The following is a 14,622-nucleotide window of genomic DNA, read 5'->3' as shown; positions in this document are numbered from 1 at the left end:
TTGGAATACAGAGAGGGGATTCAAACCAAAACATCACCCCCTCTGTGTGAGGAGGTGATGATCGGCTAAGGATTACTTATAGTTTTTGTTCTTTTCCAGGTCCTTGTTAATTGCGTCAGTGGCTGCATCTAAGGTATCAGCAACATCAGCGCCGTTAGCAATGTCAGACAATGCCTTTTCAAACTCAAGCGTCGCAACATTGTAAGCAGGTGTTACAGCACGTTTAGTCGCTTGCTTGTCTGTCAATGCATAGAACACGCTCAACTTACCACCTTCCTTGTAGTTCTCAGTCATCTTAGCCGCTGCTGCAGTTGCAGGAATCAAGCCGGTTGCATTTGAGAAGTTAGCAAGGTACTTGTCTTGCATCGCAAAACGGATAAAGTCATTCGCACCCTTCTGGTTTTTGCTGCTACCAGATACACCAAACTGCCATGAAGCCGCACCAATCTTTGGACCTTTACCCATGTCTGGAGCAGGAAGGAATAATAAATCGTCACCGAACTTTTCCAACGCAGCGAGTGCAGCCCAGTTACCATTCCACTGCATGGCGTACTTGCCATCCAAGAATCCAGTCTCACGATCCGCACCATCTTGTGATGTGCCTGGTACTAACTTCTTAGTGAATAGGTTCTGCCACCACTCACCGAAAGCCATCGCCTCATCGCCATTCAAAACGCCTTCTGCTGTTGGCTTCTCAACATCCATTAAGTCGCCGCCCCAGCTTTGCAGTAACGGACCGAAAGCGTATGCGTACCACTCACCTTTCCACGCTAGACCCAAATCCAAAGGATATTCAAAGTCTTTGTCCATCTTTAAGGTATTGATCGCTGTGTTGAACTCATCCAATGACCATGGCTTGTCTAACGTTGGAATGCGTAGCTCATGCTTTTCTAGTACTGATTTACGAGCAAATAAAGCTACTGCTGCATCCCACAAACCCACTGAGTAGATTTTACCGTCATAACGACCGATCGTGCCCGGTAGGAAATCCTTTACATCTTCATCAGTAATTTCAAGTGGTGTTAAATACTTAGACCATGCCCAGTTAGGCATCAATGGGCCATCGACATCCAGAATATCCGGTAACTTGCCAGATAATGCCGCGGCAACAACAGACTCGTTGTAAGACTCTTGTGGGAACTCAGCCAGATTAACTTTCCAATCATCTTGTGAGCCGTTGAAGTCATTAATGATCCCAGTCAATACTGACTTTTCTTTGTCATTTCCAGCACCGTGGTACCACAAACTCAGATCAGTTTGAGCGAATACCATGCTACTGCTAGCGGTTAAGATAGCTGCAGCCATTAAATTCATTGCACGTTTCATGATTAACTCCTCGAGGATTAAAATTACGTAAATGACAACGTTGTCATTTTGGTGGTTACACATACTGCAAAAAACAAATTGTGTTGTCAACCCTCTATTTAGCTAACTCTTGATAATAACATTACGCTTAAATAAAAATTCTTGATCATTTCTTCACGAACCGTTAGCCTTAATTTGATAACGTTGTCATTTAAGGAAGTCACATGTCTACCATTCACGATGTTGCTAAACTCGCAGGAGTCTCGATTAAAACGGTCTCCCGAGTAGTTAATCAGGAACCAAGCGTTCGTGATGCGACCCGTGAGCGTGTTCAAAATGCTGTAGACAAATTGCAATACAAGCCACACAACGGTGCGCGACTCATGCGTTCCAGCAAATCAAACCTGATTGGACTCATCACCAGTGCGATTTCGACGGTCAGCCGTGACCCCGTCAAAGCGGGCTTATCCTCAATCCACATCGTTAAGGGCGTACAGCAAGCTTGTAGGGAAGCAGGAAAAACGCTATTGATCCTCGATACCGAACCCGATGAAACAGACATTCAACACCATATCGATATTCTGCTATCTCATCGGGTTGAGGGCATTATTTATATACTCGACCACCACAGACTCATCGCACCGCCTGTTGTTCAGGACACCCCATTTTGGTTAGTCAATGGTTACTCCACGCCAAGCTTTCCTGCCGTTGTACCAAACGATTATATGGGGCAACAATTAGCCGTTGAGCATTTGGTCGAACAAGGTCACTCTCGCTTAGCCTATGTAGGGTTAGCCGTTGAACTGGAAGCCGGGCGATTGCGGCGGGAAGGCTTTATCAACGCAGCAGAGTCAGCCGGATTGACCAATGAAGATGTGCAAACGACTTATGGAATGAAGCTGGGAGAAACCACGCCATTTTCTGTACTAGAAAACGTACTGAAACAGCTATTCGAACAACAAAACCGACCCACTGCTATTTGTTTTGGTAATGATCAGATGGCGATGAATGCGATCCCAATACTTCATTCATTGGGACTGCGGATACCTGAGGACGTTTCAATCATTGGCTTCGATAATGACATGGCCATTGTGTCAGGAACAAGACCTGCGCTAACCACTGTCACTCTGCCCTACCAACGAATGGGAAATATCACTGCTAAAAAATTACTGCAGCAACTCAGTGAACCTGACCAAGAACAAGCAGAGCCCTATCCGATCAAAGTGACCGGCGAAGTCGTTATTCGCCAATCCGTTGAAAAACTTAATAATTAGCTCAAGGCCTTAGCCTAATCATACTTTTAAATAAACAACAAAGAGATAGCACACTGTGATGAAACTGGACGACAAATGGACATGGGATTTCTGGTTAACCCGAGACAATGGTCTGTGGCATATTTTCTTCCTGCAGGCAAATAAGTCGCTGCTCAAACAAGAGTTACGCCATTGGAATGTTAGTGTGGGTCACGCCACCTCTAGTGATTTGCAGGAATGGCAACAACTAGGCACTTGCTTCCAACCTTCTGCAACGCCATCGTGGGATGATAAAACAACATGGACTGGCTCGGTCGTTCAAGGTGATGATGGTTTGTGGCATCTCTTCTATACAGGCACTAGCGAAAAAGAAAACGGGATGAAGCAACGTATTGGTCATGCAACGAGTACCGACCTTCATGGTTGGGAACGTGTGGGCAATGGCTTATGTCTGGATATAGACACCCAGTGGTATGAAGAATACACACCGGGGCATTGGCATGATCGTGCCATGCGAGATCCTTGGGTAATGCGTGATCCACATAGCGATGACTGGCTCATGTTTTTTACTGCGCGAGTGCCTGGTACTACTGAACCCAATGAAGGTGGCGCGATCGGTCTCGCCAGGTCTTCCGATTTAAAAAACTGGACGACTGAAGCACCTATTTGGCAGGGCGATTTTGGTCAGCTGGAAGTGCCGCAAGTAATGCACGTTCAAGGCAAATGGTATTGTCTGTTTTGTACTGCAGACGAACACTGGTCCGAAGGGTACACAGCACGCTCACCAACTGATCCGGTTTCTGGCAGTCATTACCTGATGGCCGACGATATCCGTGGGCCATGGCGTATGGCTTCTGGCCCGTTTCTGGATGGTGGTATACCCTGCAAGCGTTACGCAGGAAAACTCGTTGAAGCAGATGACGGCCTGAAGTTCTTAGGCTTCCTGCACGATACGCCTGAAGGTGAGTTTATTGGCGAACTGTCCGACCCTATTCCGGTATCAATTGACTCAGATGGTCTACTGCATCTTGATAGTGACTAGTATCGGTATGTGATTACTTGAACCTGCAGCAGGAATTGAACAAATATTACTGCTGCAGGAGCCATACGTTAATGCGATTATCATTCACTGACGAAATTCACACGAGCCATCATGACGGGTAGCTGTCAAATCAAGTCTGAGCTAGTACATATAAAGAAATGCCTAAGAGGTAGCCACGGAACAAATGCAGTTTCACTCTGCCTCAAAGCTAATCTTCATCTTTTTCGCCCAGCTCTTTTCGTAGCTCTTGTTCCAATAATTTCGCATCAGGCAATTTGCTGCGTAACGACTCTGGCAGATCCTGCGTTAGTAAGTAATCGGCAACCCCAACCGGCTTTTCCAAACCACGTAAAGCATACTCAACTTCAAAGTAATCACGCTCAGTACACAAGATAATACCAATGGATGGGTTCTCTCTCGGCTCTCTAACAAAGTCATCAAGTAAGTTTAAGTAGAAATTCATTTTGCCAGCATACTCAGGCTTAAATCGGCCAATTTTAAGCTCAACAGCGACCAAGGAGTTCAGCCGACGATTACTAAACAGAAGATCAATAAAATACTCTTTTTCGTTGACAACTATACGGTATTGGTTACCAATAAATGCAAAGCCATATCCAAGCTCAAGCATTACACCCTGAATCTTCGCAACCATTTTTTGTTCTAGTTCTCGTTCAAGGACAGGTTTAGTAATGCCCAACATGTCGAGCATATACACATCCTTCATCGCCTCATCTGCTTGTTCGGCGAGGTGCGCTGGTAGTGCCTTCTCAAAGTTATGCTGCTTATTAGCAAGTTGATGGCGTTGATAGGCATCGGACTTAATCTGGTGTAACAGCACGTTGCGACTCCAGCCCATGTCGACTGTAGCTTTCAGGTAATATTCGCGCTCTTCAGGATCTTTGATTTTAGACATAATTGTGAGATTTTGTCCCCACGGAATTTCTCCAACAAGCTGTTGGAGATTTGGCAAGTCTTTGTATTCTAGATAAAACTGTCGCATATACCAAAGATTCTGAGCAGAGAACCCACTACGCCCTTGAAATTCAGCCTTTAAGTCTTGCGCCAGCTTTTCAACAACTGCCTTCCCCCAACCTTCATTAGCCTGCTTGTCTGCAATTGAGCGACCAATTGACCAATATAGCTGAATTAGTCCGGAGTTAACGGCTTTGGTAGTTTGGATACGAGTGTCGGTAATGGTGGATTTAATTTCATCTAGGAAAATATCATACCCGTTCACTTTGATTTGCTTAGACATGCAGACTCCTTGCTACTGGAAGAGCTTCGTAATACCTAGATAAGGCATAATATATCAAAACTGTTTGTAAATTTGGTACTTGGGCTTTGTGCTCAGGAAAGAATAATTGCGTGTCTATATTTGAGGGTGAGATAGATTTTACATACTAAGTCATAATCAGTATGATTAGATATGATAATTTTTCACAGGATATAATCATGGTAAGACACACTATCTCCGTACCTGAGCCGATGAGTCAGTATATCGAAAGCCAAATTAGTTCTGGCCAATATGGAAATATCAGTGAATTCTTTCGTGACCTGATCCGGCGAGATCAAGAGCGACGTCAGCTGGCAATACACGAGCTTCGAAAAATGGTTGATGCTGCTGAGGCTAGCGGAATTAGCACATTATCAATGAGCGATATTAAAGCTGAAGCAAAGCGTGAAATGGGTCTATGACAGTTAGGATAACTGAGGACGCTAAAACCGACATCAGAAAAATCTACATTTACTCTTATGAAAACTTTGGCGAGATAAAAGCAGACGAGTATGTTGATGCTCTAGATGCGAAGCTGATGGATCTACCAAACGTACTTTCCAGTACTGACTATGGTTTTGTTAGAGACGGCTTAATGCGCTCAAATTATCAGAGTCATGCAATTTACTATCGAATCGAAGCCAGTGATGTCATCGTTTTGAGGGTCTTGCATCAACGAATGGATCCTGCACGACACATTGATAGTTGATTCCAAGATAACTACTTTTGAATGAGTTAGTTCGCATACTGAAAACCGAGAACACTTTTGATATGTGGCATCAAAAAGCGACTAGCATTAGAGTAATGTAGCCGCCGTTTTAGTTTAGAAAACTTCAGATCATCTATTAGGCGATGATCTAAAGTGTGAACATACATACTCTAACCGACCATTACGTCGACGAGTATATGCTACAACATGAATATCTTTAGTTTTCATGTCAGCCTCCTTTTATCAGGAGCGAGACGTCTAAAATAGACAAACCTGTTATGCTTCTCTATAATCGAGAGCGTTTTATGACGTAAAACACAGGAGAGAAAGCTTCGCTGTTTCAGCTTTTTCTTTTATCTACTGATTAAAGTGTTCGAGCACTTTAATCAGTGTATCTTTTCAAATCTCTTCGTTGCCGCCGCTGTTGAAACACCAAAAGTTTCAAAAATTTCTTGTTTGCTTTTAAGCTTCCTACATCGCTCATAAGGCATAAGAAACTCAGCCGCAAAATTATCCGCTTGCCATTCTGAATCTTCATAGGGCCTGTGACCCGAAGAGCTTCTTGCATATGAGCGGGAGTTACCTAATCCTGCATGCAAAACTAGGTGGCCCAGTTCATGAGCTAGAGTGAACTGCTCCCGCCTATTTCCATCCGTAGCAGCTATATAGATATCCTCTCTGACTTGTATGATGTTCTCATCAGGATATGCTCTAGCTTCATCTCTTCCCAACGTCTCCCTAGTCACAACCTCAAATGAAAAGTTTGGTATATGTTGTGGTAATACTGATTCCAACAGATCCACCATATTTACTTTATCACTACCAAGGTTAAGAGCTTGGCGTATATAGTTTGCAACATCCCTGATTTTTACCAGAGATGTTGGTGGGACTTTGCTGCCCTCTCTCTTCATTTATTTCTCCAATAGTAGATTCAACTTCTCTATTTCATCATCAGTTAAAGTATTAAGTCTGCGAGCAAACATAACTGCAGAGCTCTTTTGTTTTTGGTTTGCCTTTTCAAGAGACATAGTTAACTCCTTCTGAGATATTGCAGCTAGGTGTTTAGCCTCAATAGCTGCCTCCCCAGATAACTGAAAGTAGCTTAGAACCGCATCTAAATAGTTATCTGTTATTTTCTTCTTACCTGTCTCGACCGAAGATAGGTAAGCAGGAGATAGCTCAAGGTCATCTGCCATCTTTCGCAAAGTAACAGTTTCGTCTATTCGCAACTTACGTATAAATTTTCCAAATTCGGTAATCATTACAGTCCTCCATAGGTGATTACCAGTTATAATAACAATGTTAACCAGATTAGTAAACAATAGTTTGTTATTTCTAACAACTGATACGTAAGTACCTGTTTTTTTTAATCATGAATACTTTTAAAAGAATGGCATAATTCTTCATAGGGCAATGGTTTAAAGAATTTCTGGATTAAAATTTAGTCCTGAGGATTTGCTCATATGAACAAACCCTCATCAGTAACTACTTCTTATCTCGAGGTGGAAAAGGATCGTTACCATAGCTATTCTTATCACGAATTTTTCCATTTGAACGATGTATGACAAGTTCAGATTTTTGATTTATAGCAATATTTCTTCCAGCATCAATTGCATCCTTTTGTGTTGAATGGACTGATGTTTCGCGAGAATTACCCGCACCTTTAACTGCCCATCCGCGAGAATGGGGTACTACATGTTGATTAGACATAACAATGCCCTCAATAACAATTGCAAAAAATGAAGGCTTGTTTCGAGGGTACTAGAAAGGTAAACTGATAGTTCTAACGCAGTCTGTTTACCAAAGCAGTACTCTGGAAAAGGACGAGCCATCAATGGTTTCGTCCTTTTTTCATTTTGCCATCAGCAAAAAGTCCAAAAGGACATTTACCGTAAACCTTACAAGAAATAAGGCTTACGTATAAATTTTAGATTAATCCCACTTCAGCGCCCCACCCGTCTGGTACTCAGTAACACGCGTTTCAAAGAAGTTTTTCTCCTTCTTCATATTCGCTTGCTCATCCAACCAAGGAGTACGGCTTTGTGCGCCGGGGAACGGCTCTTCCAGCCCTAACTGACGTGCGCGTCGGTTAGCGATAAATCTGAACTGCTCGATGTGATCATCCGCGTTATAACCCAGAATAGGATCACGCAGAATGTAACGGGCATAACCTGCTTCAGCCGCTTCCGACTCATCCCACATCTGGCGAATGGCCTTAGGGTCAAGACGTACTTCGTTTTCCAACAGGATCTGCTTAACCACACGGATACCGAATGATGCATGCATCACTTCATCGCGCATAATGTATTGCAGCTGCTCGGAAGTACCCTTCATCAAACCACGACGTTGCAGCGAGAAGATCGGCGTGAAACCATTGTAGAACCAGCTACCTTCAAAGATGCCAGAGAAGAACATGTACGACATAACGAAGCTGTTCAGATCATCCTGATTCGTCAGATCCATATCTGAGCGCATCACATCTTCAAGGCGACGGTTGGCTACCTGAATCTTCTGATTGATCTCTGGAACAACACGGTAGCGGTTATAAATCTCCGCCTGATCCAGACCTAAAGTCTCGATACAGTGCTGATACGTCCACGTGTGTAGCGCTTCTTCATACACCTGACGTGCCTGATAAATCTGTAACTCAGGCGCGGTCATCTTTTCCATTACCGCCAGACCAATATTGCGCATGGCCAGAATGTCGGAAGTGGTCAGGTAAGCCAGAACATTCTCATAGACGTGCTTCTCAGAATCGGTCAGGGTGTGATTGTAATCATGCACATCCTGCGCCATGTTGATGTCGAGTGGCGTCCAGTGATTTTTATTGGCATTCAGGAAATATTCCCATGCCCACGGGTACTTAAACGGTGCCAGCTGATTGACATCACCCTGACCGTTTATGACGCGCTTATCATTAGAGTTAACCGCCGTCATCACTTTACCAGTGACGCCCATTTGCTCGGTGAACATACCCGCCATTGCATCACCCGTTACAGGTTTAACGGCAGCGGTGGGTGCTACAGGAGCCTCTTCTCTAACCACCTCAGCCGGAGCCGCAGGTGTATCATCGAATGAGATTCCCGTATTTGCAGGAGCGACAGCAGGTGCTGTAGCCTCTACGGCTCTGGCAGGCTGATCCATCAGAGCATTGCTAGATGCATAAGAACTAAACGCATCTGCTAGTTTTTCCGATGGCGTTGAGCCTGGAGCTGCTTGTTCAGCAGCCCCTGTATTTGCTTTACTCGCCGGTTTGCTTGGCGTTAGCGGGTTGTCCCAATTTAGCATGATGTGTTGTTCTCCTTTTCTGACGCGTTGCGTTTAAACGCGCGCTTTGCTTATTAGTTCGACTAGTAGTACGGGTCAATCTGCGTTTTACTGACATGCTTCACACTCCGGGTCTAGGATAGAACAGGCACTTGGGGCCGCTGATGGCGGCGCATTATCAGTTAGTCCACGACTCGTTGCAACAGGTTCATCACCTGACGTTTTCTCCATGGCAGTTGCCCCCATAGAACGTAGATAATAAGTCGTTTTCAAACCACGCACCCAAGCGAGTTTGTACAAGTTATCCATTTTCGCGCCAGACGGCTCAGACATGTATAAGTTGAGTGACTGGCCTTGGTCGATCCATTTTTGACGACGGCTACCCGCTTCCACCAACCAGCGAGGGTCGATTTCAAAAGCACTGGCATATTTCTCACGCACATTGGCAGGAATACGCTCAATTTGCTGCAAGCTACCGTCAAAGTATTTCAGGTCATTAATCATCACGTCATCCCACAGACCAAGGCTTTTCAGCTCTTCAACCATGTAAGGATTAACCACTGTAAATTCGCCAGACAAGTTCGATTTTACGAATAAGTTCTGGTAAGTCGGTTCAATCGATTGGCTCACACCACAGATATTTGAAATCGTTGCAGTCGGCGCAATCGCCATCACATTAGAGTTACGCATGCCGTGATCTTTGACACTCGCGCGCAGCTTGTCCCAATCCAATGTGCTGGATTTATCAATTTGTAAATAGTTCTCGCCACGTGCTTCCTGAAGTAACTCCAGAGAATCAATCGGCAGGATGCCACGATCCCATAGCGACCCCTTAAAGCTTGGGTATGCACCACGCTCTTTTGCCAACTCGTTTGAGGCAGTGATAGCAAAGTAAGAAATCGCTTCCATACTCTCGTCAGCAAACTGTACCGCCGCTTCTGAGGCATATACCAAGTCTTGCTTGTATAACGCATCGTGGAAGCCCATCAGACCCAATCCAACCGGGCGATGCTGCAAGTTAGAACGACGCGCCTGAGGCACACTGTAATAGTTATAGTCGATCACGTTATCCAGCATGCGCATGGCAGTGTTGACCGTCTTTTTCAGCATCTTCATATCGATACCGTCAGCTTTGGTATGCGCTGCGATATTGATAGAACCAAGATTACACACCGCAATCTCATCTTCATTAGTATGAAGCATGATCTCAGTACATAGGTTTGAGCTGTGAACCACGCCCACGTGCTGGTTGCTGTAACGAATATTGCAAGGGTCTTTAAAGGTAATCCACGGGTGACCTGTTTCAAACAACATACCCAACATCTTGCGCCACAGATCCAATGCTTTGATTTTCTTGGTAAGTTTGATCTCACCTTTTTCTGCCATCGCCTCGTATTCTTTGTACTTCGTCTCAAAGGCAAGGCCAGACAGATCGTGTAAGTCAGGGCAGTCATCCGGCGAGAACAGCGTCCAATCACCTTCCTCTGCGACACGCTTCATGAATAAATCCGGAATCCAGTTCGCGCTGTTCATATCGTGCGTACGGCGACGGTCATCACCCGTGTTCTTACGCAACTCAATAAACTCTTCGACATCGATATGCCAAGTCTCAAGATAGGCACAGACCGCACCTTTACGCTTACCACCTTGGTTTACCGCAACAGCGGTATCGTTAGCAACTTTCAGGAATGGCACCACACCTTGTGATTTACCGTTCGTGCCTTTGATGTGTGAGCCAAGACCACGTACCGACGTCCAGTCATTACCCAAACCACCCGCGTACTTAGATAACAAAGCGTTATCTTTAATCGCATCGTAAATGCCGCCCAAGTGATCAGGCACTGTCGTCAGATAGCACGATGACAACTGAGGACGTAATGTACCTGAGTTAAACAGTGTCGGCGTGCTGCTCATAAAGTTAAAGCTAGACAACAGGTCGTAGAATTCAATCGCACGTGCTTCACGATCCACTTCATTAATCGCCAAGCCCATCGCTACGCGCATAAAGAAGATTTGCGGTAGCTCGAAACGTACGCCATCAACGTGTACGAAATAACGGTCGTATAGCGTCTGTAAACCAAGATAAGTGAACTGCTGATCACGTGTTGGCTTAATCGCCGCACCCAGCTTTTTCAGGTCGTAGCGTGTCAGCTCATCATCCACCAATTCCAACTCAGCGGCTTTACGAATGTATTTACCCAACATTTCAGGGTAGATCGCTTTCATCTCAGACTGAGTTGCTTCAGTGGCACGACCATTTAACATAGTCAGCGCTTCACGACGCACAGAGTCCATCAATAAACGCGCTGCAACCTGAGAATAATTAGGATCTTTCTCGATCATCACGCGAGTGGCCATGACCAGAGCAGAGCCCACATCCTTCTCCGGAATACCGTCAAATAAGTTACGCATGCTTTCTGCTAACACCACGTCAGCATCGACACCACTCAGCCCTGAAACGGCCTCTTTGATAACCTTCTTCAGACGCTTTTCATCCAAAGGCTTACGTTCACCGTCAGCGGTTGTGATGTGGAGTACAGGCTTCTTTGCCGCACCTTTTGATTTAGGCGCCGCTTTGCTCTCTTTCTCAGCACGTAAACGCGAACGCTCTTCACGATACAACACGTAGCTACGGGCAACTTTCTGCTCACCGGCACGCATTAGCGCCAATTCAACCTGATCCTGAACGTCTTCGATATGCACCACACCGCCATTCGGCATACGGCGAAACAGCGAGTCATTCACCTGAGCCGCCAGCTCTTTCACTTCCTGATGGACGCGAGAGGATGCAGCAACCACACCACCCTCCACTTCAAGGAATGCTTTAGTCAATGCCACTTCAATCTTGCTGACATCAAATGGCGTAACGCTGCCATTGCGACGAATCACTTTATAAGGTGCATCCGCAGTAGTTTGGACTTCTGGTGCAGTGTTTGTGTAATTGACAGGTGCGTCAGAAGTAATCGACAGATCGTCGCTAGCAGTACTCATTCAGGTGTCTCCGAAATCAAAATATTGTTTTAGCTGGCGCGTGCGAACTGACTAGTACGTATTTTTTATGAAAATTAACATTCAGACTTCGCCCACAAACCCTGCGGAAACTATAGCACGCATCAAGAGAGTAGATAAACCACTTTCAAGTTCTGGCAAACACCACAAATTGTGTTATGGCTAAGATATAACTACTACATGATGTAGTTTGTTACGTTTTCGCTTGTGGATATTTTTGTGGATAAACAAGGGAATAATAGGAGATATCTTTATGATAAAATCAACAACTATCAGCCAGAAAAGTACTGAATGATCGGTAACAAAGGCTTTCAGGGCAAGATTAAACAATAACTTTCAAGCCATTACAAAAAACCATTTTTAGCTGTGGAAAAAAGCTAACCCGACTGAGGCTAAATAATTTTATTACTATATGTAGTGGTGACAAAAAAACTGATTAAATTCTTATTTTTACCGATGAGGAGATGGCATTACGTACATCTATTTGTGTAACTTTTGATTTGTGCGATGCAGCAGTTTGAGGAGTGATTGAACATCAAGCGGTGAAAACAGGGTAATCTAAAAAGCCACTCAGACTACCCTGCCTTCTGGTGTATCTACTTTTTAAAACCACGCTTAAGGTTAGCACCAATCACCTTAAACCAGGTCACATGTGGCGGGCCTTCCCAACCACGCCTCACACCACCAACCAATAAAGCCACACGCTCCGGGTCACCCGAACGCATATAACCAATCACATCCAGATCCAACACTCCCAACGGTGCTTTAAAGGTTTCTTTGTGAACCGTTTTAGACCCACGCACCGCAGAGGTCACCTGCACCTGATAATCCGACACCATCGCGATATTGCCAAAGTCAGGCTGCGCTTTCAGTTTCTTTTGTACCGAATAGCTGATCTGATCATTGTCATAATTAATCGCGCCACCAAACAGCACACCTTCCTGCATGGGTTTAATGCCCAACTTATCAAAACGCGTTTTCATATCCGTCTCTTTCGCCATCCAATAAGCAGCGAACGACTGATAACCTTCATTCGACTCCGGCGGACTTTGGTATTTATCTTGCCAAAGAATCTTATCCGTCACCAAATCCTGAATATACACATTCAGAAAATAACTGCCGACCGCTTCATCCGGTGGCTCAATGGCATAAGCCAGCTTACCGTCTGGCGACCAACCCAAGGGATAAAACACCGCATCGATAATCGGCATTTCGCTCGGGCCTTGCAGCAAACTACTGAAACGACGATGCACCACATCACTCAACAATAACGGGCGAGGAATTTCTGTATTCGATACCGGCTGCCCTACTTGCTGCTCAGCTCCATTGGCAGGAACCTGAGCCACATCTGTCGATGCATTATCATCCGACTTAGCATCAGCAGGCTTTGTTGCATCAGCGTCTGGCGCAGAGGCAGGGGTATCCGGAATTTTCAACACGGTGGCATCAGTCGGTGTATCCTCTCCCACACCAGGAATTTTTAATTCAACCGGCGCGAAACGCTCAGTATTATCAACAACCAGAGTCGGCAGCGACTTCTCCGGCTCCGGATCATTGCCGCAGCCGCTCAGCACAACGAATGCCAAACAAATACCGCTGATTTTAAATGGGCTCATCAAACGCTCCTTGATATGATGGTTTTGCAGATTTTAACCGATCTATTCGTTAAGATTGGGCTAATTTCAAATAATTCCATGAATGATAGGTATTAGTAATGTCGTATCAAATTACGATTCAGCCCAGCGGTCATCAGTTTGAACTGGCTGAAGACGAATACGTATTAGACGGCGCGCTAAAACACGGCATTATGTTCCCCTATGGTTGTCGCGGCGGCTCCTGTGGTACTTGCTTTGGCAAGGTGATTAGTGGCGACATCGACTACCCTGAAGGGCTACCAATGGGGCTCATGGAAAGTGACCATGCCAGCGGTCAGGCACTGTTTTGTGTAGCCAAGGCTCGCTCTGATTTAACCATCGACGTGCGGGAAATTCGCAGTCGTGATGAGATCCGCGTGAAAACCTTACCCGCTCAGGTGATCTCCGTTAAAAAATTAGCGCCGGATGTCATGGAACTGCGCCTCGCCCTGCCTGCCAGCGAACGGCTGATGTTTCGTGCCGGCCAATATCTGGACTTCTTATTACGCAATCGCAAACGTCGCGCCTTTTCCATTGCCAATGCGCCGGTGAATGATGAATTTCTGGAACTGCACATTCGCTTAGTGCCCGGTGGCGAGTTTACACAAATGGTGTTTGATATATTTCAACTAAAAACACTGGTGCGTCTGGAAGCGCCGCTGGGGGATTTTTATGTGCGCGAAGAATCCAACCGCCCGATTATTATGATTGCTGGGGGCACCGGATTTGCGCCGATTAAAAGTATGATCGAACAGTTGCAGGCTGAAGAAGATACCCGCCCGATTCATTTGTACTGGGGTGCGCGGGCCAAGGTAGATTTGTATCTGCATGCGCTGGCGCAGCGGTGGGCGCAAGGCGAACGGTTTGACTACACGCCAGTGCTGTCGCAAGCAGCTGAAGAGGATGACTGGCAAGGTCAGCAAGGTTATGTACATGAGGTGGTTGCCAAGGACTATCCTGATTTATCCGGCTTTGATGTGTATATGGCGGGCCCACCGCAGATGATTGTGGCGGCCACGCAGCGGTTTAGAGCACAGGGGTTGCCGCAGATGCAGTTGTTTGCGGATGCTTTTGAGTACAGCAATGATGGGTAATCATTCCTACCCATCAAAATAACTGACTTAGCCCTT

At 45.5% G+C, this 14,622-nt stretch carries 13 protein-coding genes; 5 read left to right on the top strand and 8 right to left on the bottom strand.

What is annotated here, in order from left to right:
* Positions 1–72 precede the first annotated feature (72 nt).
* On the bottom strand, positions 73–1,326 hold the full coding sequence (locus DKW60_RS11935; protein WP_109837880.1) for an ABC transporter substrate-binding protein: 1,254 nt from the start codon (positions 1,324–1,326) through the stop codon (positions 73–75).
* A gap of 203 nt (positions 1,327–1,529) precedes the next feature.
* Here DKW60_RS11935 and DKW60_RS11930 point away from each other — a divergent pair, with 203 nt between their 5' ends.
* Together DKW60_RS11930 and DKW60_RS11925 are read left to right on the top strand one after the other, a co-directional pair.
* Complete coding sequence (locus DKW60_RS11930; protein ID WP_109837879.1) at positions 1,530–2,579, top strand: LacI family DNA-binding transcriptional regulator; 1,050 nt, start codon at positions 1,530–1,532, stop codon at positions 2,577–2,579.
* Between the two features lie 58 nt (positions 2,580–2,637).
* Positions 2,638–3,600: a glycoside hydrolase family protein gene (locus tag DKW60_RS11925; protein ID WP_109837878.1), complete on the top strand. Its 963-nt coding sequence runs from the start codon at positions 2,638–2,640 to the stop codon at positions 3,598–3,600.
* Positions 3,601–3,808: 208 nt separating this feature from the next.
* Here the strand turns inward: DKW60_RS11925 and DKW60_RS11920 are convergent, their stop codons facing one another.
* Positions 3,809–4,855: a PDDEXK nuclease domain-containing protein gene (locus tag DKW60_RS11920; RefSeq protein WP_109837877.1), complete on the bottom strand. Its 1,047-nt coding sequence runs from the start codon at positions 4,853–4,855 to the stop codon at positions 3,809–3,811.
* 197 nt (positions 4,856–5,052) lie between these two features.
* Between DKW60_RS11920 and DKW60_RS11915 the strand changes: the two genes are divergently transcribed.
* Together DKW60_RS11915 and DKW60_RS11910 are read left to right on the top strand one after the other, a co-directional pair.
* Positions 5,053–5,295, top strand: a complete 243-nt coding sequence (locus DKW60_RS11915; RefSeq protein WP_109837876.1) for a type II toxin-antitoxin system ParD family antitoxin — start codon at positions 5,053–5,055, stop codon at positions 5,293–5,295.
* Positions 5,292–5,582 carry a type II toxin-antitoxin system RelE/ParE family toxin gene (locus tag DKW60_RS11910; RefSeq protein ID WP_109837875.1) on the top strand — a complete coding sequence of 97 codons (291 nt, stop codon included), beginning with the start codon at positions 5,292–5,294 and terminating at the stop codon, positions 5,580–5,582. Before DKW60_RS11915 ends, DKW60_RS11910 begins: the two co-directional genes overlap by 4 nt.
* Before the next feature lie 386 nt (positions 5,583–5,968).
* Here DKW60_RS11910 and DKW60_RS11905 read toward each other — a convergent pair whose 3' ends face one another.
* From DKW60_RS11905 to DKW60_RS11880, 6 genes are all read right to left on the bottom strand, one after another.
* Positions 5,969–6,493 carry an ImmA/IrrE family metallo-endopeptidase gene (locus tag DKW60_RS11905; protein ID WP_109837874.1) on the bottom strand — a complete coding sequence of 175 codons (525 nt, stop codon included), beginning with the start codon at positions 6,491–6,493 and terminating at the stop codon, positions 5,969–5,971.
* On the bottom strand, positions 6,494–6,844 hold the full coding sequence (locus DKW60_RS11900; RefSeq protein ID WP_109837873.1) for a helix-turn-helix domain-containing protein: 351 nt from the start codon (positions 6,842–6,844) through the stop codon (positions 6,494–6,496).
* Between the two features lie 223 nt (positions 6,845–7,067).
* Complete coding sequence (locus DKW60_RS11895; RefSeq protein WP_219988738.1) at positions 7,068–7,292, bottom strand: DUF2188 domain-containing protein; 225 nt, start codon at positions 7,290–7,292, stop codon at positions 7,068–7,070.
* A gap of 222 nt (positions 7,293–7,514) precedes the next feature.
* Positions 7,515–8,873 (bottom strand): ribonucleotide-diphosphate reductase subunit beta, encoded by a 1,359-nt coding sequence (locus tag DKW60_RS11890; RefSeq protein ID WP_425451331.1) that lies wholly within the window; start codon positions 8,871–8,873, stop codon positions 7,515–7,517.
* An 84-nt stretch (positions 8,874–8,957) separates the two neighbouring features.
* Positions 8,958–11,840, bottom strand: a complete 2,883-nt coding sequence (locus DKW60_RS11885; RefSeq protein WP_109837871.1) for a ribonucleoside-diphosphate reductase subunit alpha — start codon at positions 11,838–11,840, stop codon at positions 8,958–8,960.
* 614 nt (positions 11,841–12,454) lie between these two features.
* Positions 12,455–13,474: a hypothetical protein gene (locus tag DKW60_RS11880; protein ID WP_109837870.1), complete on the bottom strand. Its 1,020-nt coding sequence runs from the start codon at positions 13,472–13,474 to the stop codon at positions 12,455–12,457.
* 98 nt (positions 13,475–13,572) lie between these two features.
* Between DKW60_RS11880 and DKW60_RS11875 the strand changes: the two genes are divergently transcribed.
* Positions 13,573–14,586 (top strand): CDP-6-deoxy-delta-3,4-glucoseen reductase, encoded by a 1,014-nt coding sequence (locus tag DKW60_RS11875; protein ID WP_109837869.1) that lies wholly within the window; start codon positions 13,573–13,575, stop codon positions 14,584–14,586.
* The last annotated feature ends 36 nt before the right edge of the window (positions 14,587–14,622 follow it).

It is taken from the genome of Leucothrix pacifica, from assembly GCF_003172875.1.
Taxonomy (GTDB): Bacteria; Pseudomonadota; Gammaproteobacteria; order Thiotrichales; family Thiotrichaceae; genus Leucothrix; species Leucothrix pacifica.
Note: the sequence above shows the minus strand (reverse complement) of the source record. Positions and strands in the feature narration are given on the sequence as shown.